Genomic DNA, 19,093 nt, shown 5'->3' with positions numbered 1-19,093 from the left:
GTGATTGTTGTGTGATTCGTGTGCAAAAAATAGTGAAAAGTAGAGTGAAATAAGAGCAACTAGATTTTGTGCCAGCAGGATTTATTATTCGTCATTCAAGTTAACGGAGTAAGTGTTCTCGAGCCAATAATCCAAGGCAGTTTGGTAACCTCTTGCTCCCAAGCCAGCTATTACGGCAACGGCAATATCACTAAAATAAGAGTGATGGCGAAAAGGTTCACGAGAGTGGACATTGGATAAATGTACTTCAATAAAAGGTTTCTGCGTTGCCAATATTGCATCGCGGATAGCGACTGACGTGTGAGTGAATGCAGCAGGATTAATGATAATGGCATCCACCTGATCGGATATCTCTGTTAGTAATCCATGGTGTTGAATGTCATCAACCAGCTTGCCTTCGTGATTTGATTGTATGCATATCAATTCAATACCGTATTTTGCAGCGCGATCGGTCAATTGTCGCTCAATATCTGCAAGTGTTGTATAGCCATATATTTCAGGCTCTCGCTTACCTAGCAGATTTAAATTGACCCCATTCACCAGTAATAACTTACGTGATAAAGCTGGTGTGGAACAAGGGTTAGAGTCGTGGACTTCTGATGCGGCCTGAGTAGAGGTTGTCATAAAGCTCTCTAAAATTGTCAAATCTGTCAATGATAGCAGTTTAGCGTCGTGATTATAAAAAAATGTCTAAAAAAACTCACATTAACCCCAAAAAGCATGTTAAAAAGGCTTTATGTTGCTAAAAACCCATGCTAAGATATTCATTAAGCAATAATTATTGCGAGATTGTTGCTATCGTTAAAGTGAATCAATGTAAAAGATGGTGCCAGTTTTTTCGTTATGACTGTCTATTATAAAAATGATTACTGGGTGATAGCGACTGATGCAAGACTTTTAATTTTTAATTTTTGATTTCGTAATCTTAGGCCCCGTTTATACGTTACATCGCAAAGGAAGTTGGGGCTAAGCGGACTTTTTTTAGGAAGTAATATTATGTCAGCTCGTGAGCAAGGTACTGTTAAGTGGTTTAATGACGCAAAAGGCTTTGGTTTTATTCAACGTGATAGCGGAGAAGATATTTTTGTTCATTTCCGTGCGATTCAAGGCGATGGATATCGCTCTTTAGCAGACGGTGAAAAGGTCGAGTTCAGTGTGGTAGAGGGTGAGAAAGGCCTTCAAGCTGAAGAAGTTACGAAACTAGAAGCGTAATATATCCTTTCATTAGAGCGGTTTCGCTATAATGTCTGTACAAACAACTGATATACTACCAAGTCAAGCCCGTGTTAGTTTACCATGTTGATACGCACTCTGCGTATTTGGTATAAATACACATTGGGCTTGGCTTTTTTGTGTATACAGGTAAACCCAACACATCTACACTCAGTTGCCTTGTACTACTTTTATATTGAATCGACTATAGTGTTTAGCGCATCAGCGTTGTCATTGCTGATTATGACATCAGCCCATTTATAACCGATATTAAACCAGCAATCTATTTAAAAGGATTTTTTTTGAGTAATTTTAAGACATTTACTGACTTACCACTTTTAGATACCACCCTAAAAGCCGTAAAGGATTTGGGTTTTACGGAACTAACTCCTATTCAAGCACAGATATTACCGCATACTCTGGCAAACCAAGACGCGATCGGTCAGGCACAAACAGGTACGGGTAAGACCGCAACATTTTTACTGACTATTATGGAAGCTTTGCTAAAGCGTCCTTTTGAGAATGACGAAGAACGCTATTTGGGGGAGCCGCGCGCCGTGATTATGGCACCTACACGCGAGCTTGCGCAGCAAATATTTGATGACTGCGTTGCTTTAACTAAATACACCTCGTTGCATAGTGTTTGTATCATGGGTGGCACCAATTATGAAACTCAGCAACATGAGCTTGAGCGCCAATACGTTGATATTATGGTTGCGACGCCAGGGCGTTTGATTGACCTTGCCAATAAGGGCATGGTTTATCTGGATCGTGTAGAGGTATTGGTGTTGGATGAAGCGGATCGCATGTTGGATATGGGGTTTATCCCAGATATCAAACGATTGGTTGGTCGTATGCCTGCCAATACCGATCGTCAAAGCTTATTATTCTCTGCGACCTTTAACCAAGACGTCATGAATCTGGCTTACCGATGGCTGTATGAGCCACAGTTCGTTGAAATCGAGCCTGAGCATAAGACCAGTGAGCTGGTCGATCAACATTTCTATTTATTGACTGAAGATCAAAAGCTCGAAGCTTTGCAAGGTATTATCAGTGATGCTGAGGTGGAAAAAGTGATTGTGTTTGCCAACCGCAAAGACCAAGTCAAGCGGCTATATCACAAGCTACGTCAGTCGCATAAAGTCGTTATGTTGTCAGGAGATGTCGTTCAGCAAAAGCGTGAAAAGTACTTACAGCGTTTTAAAGACAATCATGCCTCTGTGCTAGTGGCAACAGATGTGGCTGGACGTGGTATTCATGTCGATGATGTCAGTCATGTCGTTAACTACACCCTGCCTGATCAACCCGATGATTATGTACATCGTATTGGTCGTACCGGTCGTGCTGGTCAGACAGGCATTAGTATTAGCTTCGTTAGCGAAGACGATGCTTTTAACGTACCCGCGCTAGAGAAGCATTTAGATACCAAATTTACGCTTGAACAGTGGCAAAAGTAAAGGCGTGAGCCGCTTGCTAGCAGTGAGTATTAACTATTAACCTAATAGTTTTTTAACGTTGAATTAAACTCCATCAGTTGCAGACAATTCGTGGGGTTTTTTCATGTGTCGTTGACATGACTTTAAAATTACCGTCAGGTTATGTTATTTCCCTAACTGAGCTAACGATCCTCAAAACAGCAAATGTAGGCTAAAGGTTTTACTCAACTTATCTTATTCAATTTATCCTGCTTAATTTAATTCTTTTCAGTATCGGACACAGCACTAGATTCAGTATCATTGTCTTCTGGAGTTGGTGATTTATGTTCATGAGCCTGTATGGTTTGCCGACGTTCCTGACGATCATCTAAAATGATACGCTGCGAGGCGTTGTCTAAATCTTCAAATTGGTTGGACTTGACGGCATAGCGTATTGCCCAAATTGCAACGACAAACAGCATAAGACTGAGAGGAATTAATAAAAATATACTGAGCACGGTAAACCTCTTTATTGGTTTTTAGGGTATGTCTTCAATTGGTTTGATGGTCATCTAGACGGCGTGAAAGTAGCTTGAGCTTTGTGAAAAATCATTCTAGAGTACCAAATGGCTTGTGCCAAACATAACAATGGATAGAGCCATACAAGCTTTTATTCATCGTCTGATCTGGTTGAGTTGGTCGCATCGCCTCTAGGCGTCAATAGTTGCTCAGAGCTGACTTCATCAGCTTGGCGGCAGTTCGACTGCGGGCGTATGACATCGCGCAAATAAGCGGCAACTTCGTAAACCGCACGGCGTGAATGCGTTAAGTTGTGAGCAGGCTTGGCCCAGTCACGCTTAACTGGTAGAGGCGCGCTAAGTGGCGTGCTATTGATGCCATTTAGCGCAAATTGCCGACGAGCACGTGCCATGTGATACTGGTCAGTAACCAAATATACGTGATTCAATGAAATGCGTTTGGCGGTAAAGCGGGCATTCTCGCAGGTGTTCATGCTGGCATTTTCGCTGATTAATGCATCAATTCCATGATCAATAAGCCATTGACTAAGCCAAGGTGCTTCAGCACCACTCAAAACAATCGGTAAGGGAAAATCGTGGTATGCGCCTGCCGCAGTACGAGCACGATTGAGGCTATAGTTATTGAGAATGATTTGATTGTTATGGTCATTGGTCAGCCCGCCACCTAATACGACATAAGCGGTAGGCGGTGAGCCTATAGACACTGATGGGATGTTAGGAAGCGGCAACAAACCAAACAGATAAACAATGGCTTGAGAAAAAAGTGGAGTGAATAAACTAATAATTACCAAAATAATGGCTGTGGTGCCTAATAAAAAGGTGGTATTAATAATGCGAATGAGCTTTATGGTACGCTCGGCGAAGCGCAGATAGTGCCGCCATAAGCGTGTAGACCATGATTGCTTATATCTCATGCTCTTCATATCCAATAGAGCCATCGGCGTTTATCCAAACGGGCTCACGCGATAAACGTATGGCAAATTTATCATAGACGAGCTTAGCAATATGGTATTGCGCAGCGGCTACGTCTTTTTGGGTTGCTTGGTAGGGCATATGGTTGGTCAATACCAGTGCTTGCAACTGGTGCGTTAGTATAGGTGCAATACCGCTGCCTTTTAGTCCTGCTTGTTCGATCAGCCAACCAGCCGCTACCTTTACCATTGCATCCGGCATTGGATAACCGACAATGGCGGGGTAAGTGATTTGTAAGCTGGCAAATTGTTCTTGAGAAATGATGGGATTTTGGAAAAAACTACCGGAATTTGCGAGCTGCTTTGGGTCGGGCAGTTTTTGTCTACGGATATCGATAATTGCTTGCATGACATCGGCAGGTGTTGCTTGATGACGGTTGTGCTGCTTTGCATAGCGTTGTGCTACGGTTTGCACATCACCATAGCTCGCTAAAATTTTGTTTGTATCGGTATGTAGACGCAACCCCACACGGGTAATCAACCATGTATTGGGGGTACGTTTAAAGATACTATCACGATAGCCGAACTCACAGTCAGCTGCTGATAAGGTGTGCCAAGTCTGAGTGGGTAGATGATAGGCTCGAACGTACTGCAGATAGTCTTCAAGCTGGACGCCATAGGCACCAATGTTTTGTACAGGTGCAGCGCCAGTTAAACCTGGAATCAAGGCTAAGTTTTCTAGACCATACCACCCTTGGTTGACCGTGTAGGTAACCAACTCATGCCAGTTTTCGCCAGCCATGACCTCAATTTCAATATGACTTCCTGTCTCGGCAGTGATTTCAATGCCACGCATTTGTGGTTGTAAGACAATCGTATTGAGTTGTTCTGGCAATAGTAGGTTACTACCGCCAGATAGGACGAAGATTGGTTTTTTCTCACCATTTGTGTTGTAACTGTCTATAAAAGCGTCGAGCTGAACTTCATTTTCGATGGTCACAACACTGTCAGCGGTACAGGCTAATGCCATGGTAGTCGCATGAGATAAATCAACGGCATATTGTTGTAATATACCTGCCGGTAATCCGGTTGTGCTATTAGATTGAACACCAGAGTTGAGGCGTGACGATGAGTTCATAACATAGCCTATGTGGCAAATAAATAACGATTTACGCGAGATTATTATAAAGGATGCATGATATAAAAGTCGCGAAAATATAGGTTTTATTGTTAGTTAGCTTTCCAACTCTCAATCCAAGACTTGGCACTCGATTCGATACGTTCAATGACTTCTTCAAAGTCATTACTGTCTCCTTGATAAGGATCTGGTACGTCATCGCCACCGTAAGTAGGGTCTTCTTCACTGAACAAAGCCAACTGCGCTAGACTAGTATCTGTGTCTGCTAAGTTGTCTTTAATGGCTTTTAGGTCGGCTAAGTTTTGTGTATCCATTGCTAAGATTAAATCGAACTTATGAAAGTCATCAGCACTCACTTGGCGGGCTTTGAGCTTATTAATATTATAGCCATGTGATTTTGCATGACGCTGAGCACGTTCATCTGGTGCATGACCAATATGCCAATCGCCTGTGCCTGCTGAATCTATTTTGATAGACAACCCAGCAATCGCTGCTTGCTGACGAAAGACCTCTTCGGCGGTGGGTGACCGGCAAATATTTCCTAAACAAACCAATAACACAGATGATGGAGTACAAGCTTTCTTCAGCATACTATGACCTTCTTCTATAATAAAAAAACATGCCCGTAAAACCAGCATGTGTGATGCGGTTTATAAGCATGTTATTGATTAGACCGTTCAATAAAATAGTTCTTAGCCTAACGCTTAATGCCCTAAATGGCAAGGGCAGAAGCTGGATATAGGTGTAGATTCAGATTGCGGATTACGGCGTGCACTTGCACTCTAAAAACTGAATATAAGAAGACAAATTAGCATTAGTTCTGTTTGTTTTTAAACCGCTGTAAATCACGGCGTTCTTTTTTGTTTGGTTTGTAATCCGGTCGGGCAAGATTGGCAAGTTTTCGTTGCTCAGTATGATAGGCACGTCGTTTTTGGCTTTCTTCTGTCTCTGAGTACAGCACTTGAGCCGCTGTTGCGTTACCACGCTGTGCAATTAAGCCTTCAACGATGACGGTTTTTTCGGTCATGGCAGTGGCTGACCCTTGTCGAATACTCAACTCATCACCAACCGAGATTTCTTTACTGGTTTTTACGCGGCTGCCTGCGTAGTGCACTCGTCCACTTTCAATGGCTTCTTTTGCGAGGGTGCGAGTGCGATAAAACCGTGCTGCCCATAGCCACTTATCGAGACGCATGCGTACCGTATCTGGTTTGCTGTGGTTTGGTTGGTTGTGGTTTTTGTTATGTTTACCCATCAAAACCTCTTAGATATCAATAAAGTAATCGAGTGAATAGGGGTTTGTTTTGCAAAAGAACGGCATGGCACAAATAGGGGTGAAATTTTTGTGACAATTGGCTAAAGAATAGAATAGCTGACAAGTGCTAAAACCAACAACACGATGAATATCATAATTTTATTAAGCACTGTCGTATACCTATTTATAATTGAAATTAGGGCGTATCTTCATTTAAGGGCTGATGTTTATATTAAGGAGACGCTCTAAGCTTCATTATCAGGGGCAGATTCTTATTGACGAGAATACGCCCTGATAAATGAGTGTCTAATTCTAGGCCAGTTATCTTAAAAACAACTGATAGCCAGCATTGTCGTTTATCATGGTACAGTCATAGCCAATATCAAGCAAAGCGTCTTGCAGTTGACGTGAGTTGCCTTCAGAAGCTTGCAGACCAACCAAAACACGACCTTCTGCAGCACCGTGATTGCGGTAATGAAACAGCGTGATATTGAAGTCATTGCCGAGCTTTTCTAAGAAGGTGAGCAGGGCACCTGGACGCTCTGGGAAGACCACACTTAATAGTTGCTCGTTTTCGACATGAGCGTGACCACCGATTAAATAGCGGATATGGGATTTGGCGATATCATCATCGGTCAAGTCATGCGCTGTATAGCCATCAGCTACTAATTGGTTACTAATGGTTTGACGCTCAGACTCACCATCTCTTAAGGCGATACCGACGAATATAGAAGCAGGCTCCATGGATTCTGGTGATTTTCTGCTGTCGGCACGATAGTTAAACTCGGTAATATTACGCCCTTGCAGGCTGCGACAAAAGTCTAAGAAAGCACCGGTTTGTTCGGGTATGGTCACGCCAAAGATGGCTTCTTTTTTCTCTCCGATTTCAGTGCGCTCAGCGATATAGCGAAGACGATCAAAATTCATGTTGGCACCACACACGATGCCCACACAGTTTTTATTTTGAATTTTATTGGCTTCAATATACTTTTTCATGCCAGCGACAGACAGCGCACCTGCAGGCTCAACGATGCTACGGTTTTCTTCAAAGATGTCTTTGACAGCGGCACAGACTTCATCATTGGTACAGGTAACAACTTCAGGTTCGACAATAGGTCCTGATTTGTCACTTTTTTGCATACGGACGACATCAAAAGGCAGCTCGCCAATTTGAGCAACTGCCACGCCGTCAACGAACAATCCAACTTGTTCAAGTTTGACGCGCTCACCTGCAGCAAGTGCTGCTTTTAAACAGGCAGATTGTTCGGCTTCTACCGCAATGACTTTGACATGTGGGGCAACTTCACCTAAGAACGCAGCGACTCCAGAGATCAAACCACCACCGCCAACTGCGACGAATACATAATCCATGTTGCGCCACTGCTGAGTTAACTCCATGCCGATGGTGCCTTGACCGGCAACGACCAGTTCATCATCATAAGGTGGAATGAATGTTAAGCCTTCGGTTTCAGCGCGGTTGATGGCATAACGGTTGGCTTCGTCAAAACTATCACCGTGCAAATCCACATTGCCGCCAAGCGCTCGTACAGCATCTACTTTGATATCAGGTGTGGTGGTTGGCATCACGATGACATTATTAAGCTTAAGCATACGAGCAGAATAGGCAACCCCTTGTGCATGATTGCCTGCTGACGCACAAATAACACCATGCGATTTTTGCTCATCGCTTAATTGGCTAATACGGTTGTAAGCACCGCGTAACTTAAAAGATTTGACTGGCTGCAAATCTTCGCGTTTAAAGCGAATGTCATTGGTAAAACGTTGGGTCAGCTTGGGCGCCGTTTCAAGCGGTGTTTGAATAGCAACGTCATAGATGGTGGCTTGTAATATGGCTCGTACCCAGTTTGACAACATAATGACCTCTAATACAGAGTGTAAATGAATAAAAAAATTGAATAGATTAGCCTATTCTGATTTTGATTATCTTGCAAGACCCTATTGTTGTTTTTGCAGTGATTTAATAGGTTAGAAGAGAATAATAAAGTGTAGCGGCGATTCTTAAGAATATTTCGAGAAAACACATTGAATTATTTCCATATGTCTGTATTATTGGACATATGGAAATAACAAGTGCTGTTGCCAGCTTTGCTGCGCTTTCTCAAGAGACTCGTTTAAAAGCCTTTAGGTTGCTTGTCAGTCAAGAGCCTGAAGGCTTGCCAGCGGGCGAAATTGCTCGTCAATTGTCTGTGCCACATAATACCATGTCAACGCATTTATCGGTGTTGTCACGAGCTGGCTGGGTGGTTTCTCAGCGCCAAAGCCGACAGATTATTTATCGTGCTTCGCTGTCACACATGGAGATAGTCGTTCAGTTTTTATTGCAAGACTGCTGCGGAGGTCATCCAGAATTGTGTGCCGCACTTATGGACAGTTTGGTTGGATGTGAAAGCGTCAAACCTGAAGCAGACAGTTCCTCATAACCACAACGAGGCCGTGCCTGATGCAGTCTTCTATTTTATTGTCGTCGGTGAGCCGTTCTAGATAGTATGACCATTTTTAAAATGAAAACATGACCTAATCCAATGACCATATTTCATCTAATGAACATCTTTACGAATCAGAATACTTATAAAAAAAGGTGAAATTGCCATGACATCATTCATTTTCCACAATCCAAAATGCGGTACTTCTCGCAATACATTAGCCATCATGAAAGCCTCAGGTGAGGAACCAGAAGTGGTGGAGTATCTAAAAAACCCGCCAACCCGTGATTACCTAATTGAGCTGTTGGCAAAAATGAGTATCACTCCAAGAGAACTATTACGCAGTAAAGAGCCGATCAGCCATGAGTTAAGATTAGACAATCCTGATCTATCTGACGATCAAATCATCGATGCCATGATGGCTCATCCTATTTTAATCAACCGTCCGATCGTGCTCACGAGGAAAGGCGCAGCGTTATGCCGTCCGTCTGAGCGAGTGTTTGACTTACTAGACAATCCAGTGAGCAGTTTTACTAAAGAAGATGGAGAAGTGATTCACCATGACCAATAACAAACAAGAACTCAGTACAGACCGCTTAAATGAGCTAAATCAAGAGGGTGGTTTAGGTGACATGCCTAATATTGTCGACAGTGAAATCCAACCAATTGACATTGAGTCTTTAATTGCTGAAAACGATCCTCGCCATCCGCCTAAAATACTGGTGCTATATGGATCATTGCGTCAGCGCTCATTTTCTCGACTGGCAAGTGAGGAAGCGAGTCGTCTGCTGCGTTGGTATGGCTGTGAAGTGCGGACATTTGATCCAACTGGCCTGCCATTGCCTGATTCTGTCGATGCCGACCATCCCAAAGTACAAGAGTTACGAGATTTGGCACAGTGGTCAGAAGGTATGTTGTGGGTGAGCCCAGAACGACATGGCAGTATGACTAGCATTATGAAAGCTCAGATTGACTGGATTCCACTATCGTTAGGTGGCGTACGCCCTACACAGGGTAAAACCTTAGCAGTGATGCAAGTCAGTGGTGGCAGTCAAAGCTTTAATACCGTCAATCAACTGCGTATTCTTGGTCGCTGGATGCGGATGATTACCATTCCGAACCAATCTTCTATTCCAAAAGCCTTTCTGGAATTTAACGATGATGACCGTATGGATAAATCTCCGCTGTACTTGCGCCTCGTTGATGTCTGTGAGGAATTAGTCAAGTTTACTTGGCTCACACGTGGACGGTCAGCATACCTGACTGATCGCTATTCTGAACGAGTGGAAAGTGCGGAAGAGTTATCAAAACGTGTCAATCAAAAATCCCTTTAAACGTTCATAGACTGTTGGTCTAATAAAACCAGTTCAAATGAGGTTGCCCCATGCTTGCATTAGCTATCTTTATTGTGACGTTGATTTTGGTGATATGGCAGCCTAAAGGATTAGGCATTGGGTGGAGCGCGATAGGCGGTGCCTTGGTTGCTTTGGCTTTCGGCGTGGTACATTTTTCCGATGTCGGTATTGTGTGGGACATCGTCTGGGATGCGACCTTTACCTTTGTCGGTCTGATTATTATTTCGCTGATCTTGGACAAGGCGGGTTTTTTTGGTTGGGCGGCTCTGCACGTCGCTAGACTTGGTAATGGCCAAGGGCGTTTATTGTTCCCCATGATTGTGATTTTAGGGGCGTTTATTTCCGCTTTTTTTGCCAATGATGGGGCAGCGTTGCTCTTGACGCCGATTGTCATTGCTATCTTATTACGGTTGAAGTTTTCGCCACCGTCTGCGTTGGCTTTTATTATCGCAACTGGTTTTATTGCTGATACTGCAAGCTTGCCATTGGTTACTTCTAATCTGGTCAATATTGTCAGTGCCAATTATTTTGATATTGGTTTTGGCCGTTATGCAGCAGTGATGGTGCCGGTGAATATTGTATCTGTCCTTGCGACACTGGTCGTGCTATTGCTGGTATACGCCAAGCAAATTCCAAAACAGTATCCTATTGATAATCTGAGTGCGCCAGCGACTGCTATCGAAGATCCGCTTGTCTTCAAAGCTGCTTTTCCTCTGTTGACACTGCTGCTCATTGCTTATTTTACGACTGAGTCCCTAGGCATTCCAATCTCTCTCGTTACAGGCGCTGCTGCATTGTTGTTGATGGCAATTGCGGGACGTTGGTGGCAAGGTGGTCGTGATGCTGTCGTCTCTGTCTCGGATGTCGTGCGTAATGCACCGTGGCAAATCGTACTATTCTCAGTGGGCATGTATCTAGTGGTATATGGTCTGGGCAATGCAGGATTGACTGATTATGGTGCTCAAGTTCTAAACTGGTTGGGTCAGCAAGGCGTTGTCATCGCGACACTAGGCACGGGGTTCCTCTCAGCTATTGTGGCTTCTATTATGAATAATATGCCATCTACGTTGGTAGGAGCGCTTGCTATTGATAGTGCACAAGTACCTGCCACTACTCGTGAGCTGATGATTTATGCCAATGTGATTGGTAACGACTTAGGGCCGAAATTCACACCTATTGGTAGTCTGGCGACTTTGTTATGGCTGCATGTGTTGGCCGAAAAAGATTACAAAATCAGCTGGGGACAGTATATGAAAATAGGTCTGATTATTACGCCGCCTGTGCTGCTAGCGACTTTGCTGGCGCTAGTGTGGTGGTTGCCTTATTTATCACAGCTATAGTATCTGCTGATCGTCGGTGGGGACATAAATTAAAGACATAAATTAAAGTCATCGGTATAATAGCGGTGCATTTTACTTCTTTTATAATGATACGTTTATTTTACCAAGGATTTATGATGAGTGATCAGCAAGCACAAAAGCAAGCCGCAGCCAAAGCTGCTCTAGAGTATGTCGAAGATGGCATGATACTTGGCGTAGGCACCGGCAGTACCGTCAATTGTTTGATTGAGTTATTGCCAACCGTGAAGCTTGCTGGTGCGGTTGCTAGCTCACAGGTCACTGAAGACAAGCTTTGTGCGCTTGGTATTGACATTGTTGATTTAAACTTTGCCGGTACGTTAGATATTTATATTGATGGTGCTGATGAAGTAAATAAGCATCTACAACTGATAAAAGGTGGTGGCGGTGCGCTGACCCGTGAAAAAATCGTTGCTGCAGCTTCCAACCAATTTATATGCATGGTTGATGAGAGCAAAAGTGTTGAGGTGCTTGGACGTGAGTTTCCAGTGCCAATCGAAGTATTACCGCAAGCACGTTCTTATGTCGCACGGCAGCTGGCTGAACTGGGTGGCGAGCCTGTATACCGTGAAGGTTTCGTCACTGATTATGGCAATGTCATCTTAGACACTTATGATTTAGATGTCAGTCAGCCGATCGCGCTTGAGCAAGCGCTAAACAATATCGTGGGTGTTGTCTGTAATGGTATCTTTGCTGCCAATCAAGCTGATGTCTTGCTAAAGGCGGGTAGTGATGGTGTGACAACGATTAATCGTTAGAGGCGACAACGTCAAGCAAAGTCAAAAGTACGTTCAGTGGTATCAGAATTCGGCTTTTGATGAGAAAAGTGTAGTTAGTACAAATAAAAAGGCAGATCACAATAATAGTGGTCTGCCTTTTTTATCGAGCAACTTTTCATCGAGCGGTTTTTATCAAGCAGTTTTCATTGATAAATGCTATAAAATCACGCTTTCAAGGGTTGGGAAAATCAAATTTTGATTTTGTCTTTGAGCAAAAACTCCATCAATGCTTTTTGGGCATGCAATCGATTCTCCGCTTCATCCCATACTACTGAACGTGGGTCGTCAAGCATATCATGGGATATTTCTTCACCGCGATGCGCTGGCAGGCAGTGCATAAATACCACCTCAGGATCTGCTTTGTCTAGCAATGACGGTGTTACTTGATAAGGCGCAAAACGACGAGCACGGGTGTTTTGTTCGGACTCTTGTCCCATACTTGCCCACACGTCGGTGACGATTAGGTGCGCGTCTTTAGCGGCATCTTGTACGTCTTCAACGAGGCTTACGCAGTGTGAGAAACGCTCCATCAGTTTTGGGTCGGGCTCAAAACCATAAGGGGCTGCCACGCGTAGCTCAAAGCCAAATTGATTGGCTGCCTGCATAAAAGATGAGCACATATTATTGCCATCACCGACCCAAGTGACCGTTTTGTTTTCGATGCTGCCACGATGCTCATAATAAGTTTGCATGTCGGCCAACAATTGGCAAGGATGATAGTCATCGGTTAAGGCATTGATGATGGGTACGCTAGAGTATTCAGCAAAAGTTTCGACTTTGTCATGACCAAAGGTGCGAATCATGATGATATCGACCATGCTAGAGATGACACGTGCAGAATCTTCTACAGGTTCACCGCGTCCAAGCTGTGTATCGTTGGGTGACAAAAAGATAGCACTACCGCCAAACTGACCCATTCCAGTTTCAAACGAGATACGAGTACGAGTTGAGGATTTCTCAAAAATCATCCCTAAAGTACGACCAACAAAAGGCTGGTACACTTCGCCGGCATGTTGCATCTTACGTAATTCGCTTGCGCGTTTGATAAGAGTTTCTAGCTCTTGTTTAGATAAATCAGATAAAGTCAAAAAATGGCGCAAACTCATAATAGTCCTAGCAGTGGATCGCAGTCAGTGAAACGTTATCAGTCAATAACAGCATGCTTGGTGCTTATGCTGGGATGACAACAAACTTTTAGTATAGCGTAATTACTTTCAATGTAAACGCCAAATTTAGTCTGATTACCGAGTCACTAAAACAAGCGATAAGTTCATGGTTCTATTGGGTATGGTGATGATCGCTGATAATCAGTGCTTACTGTGTTTGTACACGGTTTGGACGTATGCTCAAACGGCACAAAAGCTCATAGCTGATGGTGTCAGCGCAGACAGCAATTTCATCGACATGCGGCACATCACCCCAGAGTATGACTTTGCTGTTTAAGGCTGTGTCTTCTGGCATGTCACTGACATCAATGACGATCATGTCCATTGCTACGCGGCCCAGCACGGTACAGCGGTAGCTTTGCTGATTTGTCTCGTTGATGACAGTCACATAAGCATCGCTGTTGATGACGCGTGGGTAGCCATCTCCGTAGCCGATACTGACCAAAGCGGTTTTGGTATCTTGCGGTGCTGACCAGAGACTACCATAGCCGATAGCGGTATTGGCACTGACGGTCTGCAGAGCAATCACTTGAGCGCTAAACTCCATGGCGGGTTGCAAGTTTAGCTCATCAGCGCTTTTGTCAATAACTGGAGCGCTGCCGTATAAAATAATACCAGGGCGCACCCAGTCATAATGATGATCAGAAAAATTGACAATACCGGCTGAGTTGCATAAAGAGCCTTTGATATCGGCATCGATTGTTGTTTGTAGGGTCGTTAATAACTCAGAAAATCGCTGAATTTGTAAGGCATTTAGGGAGTTTTCTTTGTCATCGGCATTAGCAAAGTGGGTGGTCAAAACGAGTTGGTAGCCTGCAGCGTGTAGACGTTCAGCTGCTTTGATGACACCGTCGGCATCGAAGCCCAAACGGTTCATACCAGTATTGTACTTGAGCCACACAATACGAGTAGCACTTTGCGCTGGAGGGATGTCATCCAATGCCCACTGCAACTGCGGCGCGTGATGAATCACGCAGCTGATATCTTGTTTAATCGCCGCCTGCCATTCGCCAACAGTAAAGACGCCTTCAACGACACCGATGGTTTTATCCCAGCCTAATTGGCGAGCCTCTAAGGCTTCTGTCAACGTAGCCACGCCGATACCGTCGGCTTGCTGTAGTGCAGGCAGTACTGCCGCTATGCCGTGCCCATAGGCATTAGACTTGACCATGGCGAGGACTTTAGATGTCGGTGCCATTTTTTTTACTTGATTGAGGTTGTGAGTGAGCGCTTTTGGTTTTATGGTAATTGTACGCATAATAGGCTTCTTTATTAGCAAGGTTATTTTTTAAGGGTATGAAATAATGAAGCCAACATTGTATCCATAAAGAGAATACAGCATTGGCTATCGTGGATAATGGGTTGTTTTATTATAAATGTGAGACTAGGATGTGTTCTCAATTCAATCGATATTTCTCTAAATGGGTTAAAAATGGCTAAATGTTGCCAAACGGCGTCAAATAGCTGACTAATATCTCGATACTGTATAATGCTATCTGCGCTATTTTCCTTGTTTGACTGCCATTTATCTCATTTTTATTACCATTTTTAAAATGAGGACACGCCCTAAGAAGTCTCTTCGATTCAATTGACAGTCACTAATAAGGCAACTATTCATCATTCTCAAAACTGACATTTTGATAGTACTCAGGCGTTAGATTAATAAAGCGTGTGAACTGACCTTCAAAGCCTAAACGAACGGTACCAATGGGTCCATTACGTTGCTTACCAATGATGATTTCAGCCACCCCTTTGAGGTCTGAGTTTTCATTATAAACCTCGTCGCGATAAATGAACATAATCAAATCGGCATCCTGCTCAATTGCTCCAGATTCACGCAAATCTGACATGATGGGGCGCTTGTTGGGACGGTTTTCCAAACTGCGGTTAAGCTGTGACAAGGCGATAACAGGACATTCAAGTTCGCGTGCCAATGCCTTCAAACTGCGTGAAATTTCAGAAATCTCACCAACACGGTTGCCATCAAGGCTCGGTACTTTCATCAATTGCAGATAATCGACGACGATAGCGCCAAGCTTGCCATCATGGTTTTTGGCTATTCGACGGCAGCGTGAACGCATCTCAGAAGGGGGCAAGGCAGTACTGTCATCGATATACAGGTGCTTGTCTTGTAAGTGTTGAATGGCATTCATCATTTTGCCCCATTCATCTTCGTTCATCTGTCCTGAGCGCAAGTGTGTTTGATTAATCGCACCCCATGATGATAACAAACGCATGACGATAGACTCAGCAGGCATCTCCATCGAAAACACCACCACTGGTAAGTTTTCATTAAACAAGACGCCTTCCGCCAAGTTCATGGCAAAAGTGGTTTTACCCATAGAAGGACGGGCTGCGACGATGATTAAGTCCCCCGCTTGCAAACCTTGTGTTTTGTTATTCAGCTCAACAAATGGTGTTTGCAAACCTATCATGCCATCTGGGTTAGATTTTAACTCTTGAATTTGGTCGATGACATTGGTCAGAACAGAGGTGATACCAACAGGCCCGCGCTGTTCTGCACGTTTATTATGCTGCTCGTTGATACTAAATATCTTGCTCTCAACATTGTCTAATATGTCACTGACGGTCTGGTCTTTAGGGTTGTATGCCAGCGTTAGCATGTCATTACCAGTAGTGATTAGCTGGCGTAGAGTAGACAGCTCACGGACGCGCTGCGCATAAGCCGTCAAGTTGAACAGCGTCGCTGGACTTTGGCTCAAAATATCTGCCAAATAGCTGTCACCACCAGCACTTTTGAGTAGCTTTTGTGCCTCTAGCCAGTCGTGAACCATCACTGTGTCGTATGGCTCGTTCACTGCTGCTAAATGTGCAATACCATCAAAAATATACTGATGCCTTCCTGCGTAGAAATCGTCTTTGGTGACGATGTCTGCAATCTTGTCATAAGCTTCTTCGATACTCATCAAAGATGCCAGCAGCGCCTTTTCAATATCGATATTGTGAGGTGGTGTCTGGTTGAGTAAGTCGTCGGATTTGTCAGTGTCTGCCATGAGTGCCTAATGAGTTGAAAATCGGTATAAAAAAGTAGAGATAGGTATATCGGGTTAAGTTATTTTCATAAGGGAATAACAAAACAAACTCGGTGTGTTGCTATGATAGAAGTAAAAAAATGTAGTCTTAAGCTTCTCAGCAAATGCTACAATCGGAGGCAAAAGTTTAACACATTTTGCGCTTTTTTTAGGTTTGCCGATCAACTAAATCTACGATTATCAGATTATAGTACTCAATAGGCTGCAGATGATACTGGCAAAAAATCATAATGAATATAATGATAGATATAGTAAAATCAATATCTTATTTAAAGTAAGGCTGTATTTATGATACAAGAAAAATCACCACTATTAATAACAACAGGTGAGCCGGCTGGTATAGGCATGGATATCGTATTGTTGTTGGCAACAGAAGGGAAACTGCAGGATTTTTCTCGCCCGATGATAGTCACTGCTGATGCAAGAGCAATGCAGAGGCGTGCAGGTGAGTTGGTCGCAGCAGGTGTGTTGACTGACACACCTGTTTGGCAAACTATTGACATAGCTGATGATGATTTTACAGCCGATGGTTTTGGTGCTGACCACTTTGTCAAACGGGTGTCAACGCAAGGTACAGACCTTGAAAGTGACTTTTTATTATTAAATATAGCGAGTGCCGCCGCAGTCGTCTGCGGGCAAGTCGATATCGCTAATTCAGCAATGGTAGCCAAGCAGTTAGAAGTGGCACACAGATTGGCAGCAAACAAAAGCGTTGCTGCTATTGTTACCGGCCCTTTGCAAAAATCAGCGTTGATAGATGCAGGTATCAAACTTCCTGATGGCAGTATGTTTAGTGGTCATACTGAGTTTTTTATGCAACAAAGTCACTGTGAAAAAGTGGTGATGATGCTTGCCAACCAAGCGATGAAAGTTGCACTTGTTACCACTCATCTGGCATTAAAAGACATACCTGCCGCCATCACAGCAGCCAATGTGCGCCAAACGGTACAAATCGTCGTCAATGATATGCGTGAAAAATTTGGTCTAGCACAACCACGAATCTTAGTGTGTGGTCTCAATCCCCATGCAGGTGAAGGTGGGCATTTGGGTGTCGAAGAAATTGAAATTATCAATCCTGTGCTACAAGAGTTTATTGACGCTGGCGTCGATATAACCGAAGCAATGCCTGCAGATACATTGTTTACCCCAAGACATTTGGCAAACTGTGATGCTGTTATAGCCATGTATCACGACCAGGGTTTACCGGTACTTAAGTCTCATGGTTTTGGTGATACCATCAATCTTACTCTCGGGTTGCCCTACATTCGCACCTCAGTCGATCATGGCACTGCGCTTGACTTGGCAGGGCGCGGTGGCGCTAGTGCCACTAGCTTATACCAAGCGCTGGTAATGGCAAATGAGATGGCAGATAAGTCGTAGTAAAGTTGTTATTCAGCCCGCGAAAAACACAGTCCAATTATGAGCTGTGCTATAATTTATCATCATAATGCTAGCAAACCGTTGCTATGCACTTGTTGCCTATTTATTTTTTATCGATTAAGACTTTTTTATGTCCAAAACCACATTCGATGCTCAAACCATTGCCAACAGTCTACGCACAGCGAAACACCAACCCCGTAAACGCTTTGGTCAAAACTTTTTACACGATGGCAGCGTTATCCGCCAAATCGTTGACAGTATCCATTTAAGTCAAGATGATAACCTGATCGAAATTGGGCCAGGGATGGGTGCGTTGACTGAGCCGCTATTGGCTGAGGTGAATGCGATGACAGTGGTGGAACTTGATCGTGACTTGGCAGATAGCTTACGTATTCGAATCGGTGCCAACAGTCATCCGAACTTCACCATCATCAAAAATAACGCCATGCATGTCGACTATCGTGAGCTGTATAGCCCTGAGCGTGGTCAGTTACGTGTGGTAGGTAATCTGCCGTACAACATCTCGACACCGATACTCTTTCATCTGCTCGGTTATGCTGATGTCATACAAGACATGCACTTCATGCTACAAAAAGAAGTGGTCGAACGTATCACTGCCGAAGTCGGTAGCAAGACCTATGGGCGCTTATCTGTCATTATGCAATACCACTGTGACACCGATTATCTGCTTACTGTTCCGCGCGGCGCTTTTAACCCGCCACCGAAAGTAACCAGTGCGGTATTTCGCCTGACTCCACACATCAACAAGCCAGTTGTAGCAGAAGATGAAGAGCAGTTTGCAATCGTCGTACGCGAGACGTTCAATCATCGTCGTAAAACGCTGAGAGCTATATTCAAAAATTCTACGTTGTTGCCGACACTTAGCGAAGAAGACTTTGATGCTTGTGCCATTGACCCACGAGCAAGACCTGAGACGCTCAGTGTCAAAGATTTTGTCAATCTGAGTAATCACTCACGACATTTGGCAATTTAGTAGGCCTGTTATTTTTTTGTTAGATTGAAATATTATCTGTTATATAGATTATAATGAATACTTTATTTCAAGTATGAGGATCTATGAGTTTCCG

The 19,093-nt window shown here is 43.7% G+C and carries 19 protein-coding genes; 9 read left to right on the top strand and 10 right to left on the bottom strand.

What is annotated here, in order from left to right:
- Nucleotides 1-84: 84 nt before the first annotated feature.
- The gene (aroQ, locus tag L0J61_RS01820) at nucleotides 85-624 is read right to left on the bottom strand and encodes a type II 3-dehydroquinate dehydratase (protein ID WP_301464614.1); all 540 of its coding nucleotides are present in this window, start codon (nucleotides 622-624) and stop codon (nucleotides 85-87) included.
- Nucleotides 625-996: 372 nt separating this feature from the next.
- Between aroQ and L0J61_RS01815 the strand changes: the two genes are divergently transcribed.
- Both L0J61_RS01815 and L0J61_RS01810 read left to right on the top strand, forming a co-directional pair.
- A complete protein-coding gene (locus tag L0J61_RS01815; RefSeq protein WP_301464613.1) occupies nucleotides 997-1,212 on the top strand; it encodes a cold-shock protein in 216 nt (71 codons plus the stop codon).
- A 302-nt stretch (nucleotides 1,213-1,514) separates the two neighbouring features.
- Nucleotides 1,515-2,669 (top strand): DEAD/DEAH box helicase, encoded by a 1,155-nt coding sequence (locus L0J61_RS01810; protein WP_301464612.1) that lies wholly within the window; start codon nucleotides 1,515-1,517, stop codon nucleotides 2,667-2,669.
- A gap of 236 nt (nucleotides 2,670-2,905) precedes the next feature.
- Here the strand turns inward: L0J61_RS01810 and ccoS are convergent, their stop codons facing one another.
- The 6 genes from ccoS to ilvA form a co-directional block, all read right to left on the bottom strand.
- The gene (gene ccoS, locus L0J61_RS01805) at nucleotides 2,906-3,145 is read right to left on the bottom strand and encodes a cbb3-type cytochrome oxidase assembly protein CcoS (protein ID WP_301464611.1); all 240 of its coding nucleotides are present in this window, start codon (nucleotides 3,143-3,145) and stop codon (nucleotides 2,906-2,908) included.
- A 152-nt stretch (nucleotides 3,146-3,297) separates the two neighbouring features.
- Nucleotides 3,298-4,080, bottom strand: a complete 783-nt coding sequence (locus L0J61_RS01800; RefSeq protein WP_301464610.1) for a YdcF family protein — start codon at nucleotides 4,078-4,080, stop codon at nucleotides 3,298-3,300.
- The gene (murB, locus tag L0J61_RS01795) at nucleotides 4,070-5,107 is read right to left on the bottom strand and encodes a UDP-N-acetylmuramate dehydrogenase (protein ID WP_301464616.1); all 1,038 of its coding nucleotides are present in this window, start codon (nucleotides 5,105-5,107) and stop codon (nucleotides 4,070-4,072) included. Before murB ends, L0J61_RS01800 begins: the two co-directional genes overlap by 11 nt.
- 200 nt (nucleotides 5,108-5,307) lie before the next feature.
- Complete coding sequence (locus L0J61_RS01790; protein WP_301464609.1) at nucleotides 5,308-5,805, bottom strand: low molecular weight protein-tyrosine-phosphatase; 498 nt, start codon at nucleotides 5,803-5,805, stop codon at nucleotides 5,308-5,310.
- Nucleotides 5,806-6,029: 224 nt separating this feature from the next.
- Complete coding sequence (locus L0J61_RS01785) at nucleotides 6,030-6,470, bottom strand: RNA-binding S4 domain-containing protein (RefSeq protein ID WP_301464608.1); 441 nt, start codon at nucleotides 6,468-6,470, stop codon at nucleotides 6,030-6,032.
- Nucleotides 6,471-6,791: 321 nt separating this feature from the next.
- Nucleotides 6,792-8,345: a threonine ammonia-lyase, biosynthetic gene (gene ilvA, locus L0J61_RS01780; protein ID WP_301464607.1), complete on the bottom strand. Its 1,554-nt coding sequence runs from the start codon at nucleotides 8,343-8,345 to the stop codon at nucleotides 6,792-6,794.
- A 203-nt stretch (nucleotides 8,346-8,548) separates the two neighbouring features.
- Between ilvA and L0J61_RS01775 the strand changes: the two genes are divergently transcribed.
- The 5 genes from L0J61_RS01775 (at nucleotide 8,549) to rpiA (ending at nucleotide 12,385) form a co-directional block, all read left to right on the top strand.
- Nucleotides 8,549-8,911, top strand: a complete 363-nt coding sequence (locus tag L0J61_RS01775; protein WP_301464606.1) for a helix-turn-helix transcriptional regulator — start codon at nucleotides 8,549-8,551, stop codon at nucleotides 8,909-8,911.
- 169 nt (nucleotides 8,912-9,080) lie between these two features.
- Complete coding sequence (arsC, locus tag L0J61_RS01770; protein ID WP_301464605.1) at nucleotides 9,081-9,485, top strand: arsenate reductase (glutaredoxin); 405 nt, start codon at nucleotides 9,081-9,083, stop codon at nucleotides 9,483-9,485.
- Nucleotides 9,486-9,546: 61 nt separating this feature from the next.
- A complete protein-coding gene (gene arsH, locus L0J61_RS01765) occupies nucleotides 9,547-10,248 on the top strand; it encodes an arsenical resistance protein ArsH (protein ID WP_301464615.1) in 702 nt (233 codons plus the stop codon).
- 50 nt (nucleotides 10,249-10,298) lie between these two features.
- Nucleotides 10,299-11,609: an arsenic transporter gene (locus tag L0J61_RS01760; RefSeq protein ID WP_301464604.1), complete on the top strand. Its 1,311-nt coding sequence runs from the start codon at nucleotides 10,299-10,301 to the stop codon at nucleotides 11,607-11,609.
- 116 nt (nucleotides 11,610-11,725) lie between these two features.
- Complete coding sequence (gene rpiA, locus L0J61_RS01755) at nucleotides 11,726-12,385, top strand: ribose-5-phosphate isomerase RpiA (protein ID WP_301464603.1); 660 nt, start codon at nucleotides 11,726-11,728, stop codon at nucleotides 12,383-12,385.
- 209 nt (nucleotides 12,386-12,594) lie between these two features.
- Here the strand turns inward: rpiA and argF are convergent, their stop codons facing one another.
- The 3 genes from argF to dnaB form a co-directional block, all read right to left on the bottom strand.
- The gene (argF, locus tag L0J61_RS01750; RefSeq protein ID WP_301464602.1) at nucleotides 12,595-13,512 is read right to left on the bottom strand and encodes an ornithine carbamoyltransferase; all 918 of its coding nucleotides are present in this window, start codon (nucleotides 13,510-13,512) and stop codon (nucleotides 12,595-12,597) included.
- 208 nt (nucleotides 13,513-13,720) lie between these two features.
- Nucleotides 13,721-14,830, bottom strand: a complete 1,110-nt coding sequence (alr, locus tag L0J61_RS01745) for an alanine racemase (RefSeq protein ID WP_301464601.1) — start codon at nucleotides 14,828-14,830, stop codon at nucleotides 13,721-13,723.
- A 352-nt stretch (nucleotides 14,831-15,182) separates the two neighbouring features.
- Nucleotides 15,183-16,586 (bottom strand): replicative DNA helicase, encoded by a 1,404-nt coding sequence (dnaB, locus tag L0J61_RS01740; protein WP_301464600.1) that lies wholly within the window; start codon nucleotides 16,584-16,586, stop codon nucleotides 15,183-15,185.
- A 327-nt stretch (nucleotides 16,587-16,913) separates the two neighbouring features.
- Between dnaB and pdxA the strand changes: the two genes are divergently transcribed.
- Both pdxA and rsmA read left to right on the top strand, forming a co-directional pair.
- Nucleotides 16,914-18,005 (top strand): 4-hydroxythreonine-4-phosphate dehydrogenase PdxA, encoded by a 1,092-nt coding sequence (gene pdxA / locus L0J61_RS01735; RefSeq protein WP_301464599.1) that lies wholly within the window; start codon nucleotides 16,914-16,916, stop codon nucleotides 18,003-18,005.
- A 130-nt stretch (nucleotides 18,006-18,135) separates the two neighbouring features.
- A complete protein-coding gene (gene rsmA, locus L0J61_RS01730) occupies nucleotides 18,136-18,999 on the top strand; it encodes a 16S rRNA (adenine(1518)-N(6)/adenine(1519)-N(6))-dimethyltransferase RsmA (RefSeq protein WP_301464598.1) in 864 nt (287 codons plus the stop codon).
- The last annotated feature ends 94 nt before the right edge of the window (nucleotides 19,000-19,093 follow it).

The sequence above is a fragment of the Psychrobacter sp. genome, assembly GCF_030457785.1.
Lineage (GTDB): Bacteria > Pseudomonadota > Gammaproteobacteria > Pseudomonadales > Moraxellaceae > Psychrobacter.
This window is presented reverse-complemented; position numbering and strand designations above follow the sequence as displayed.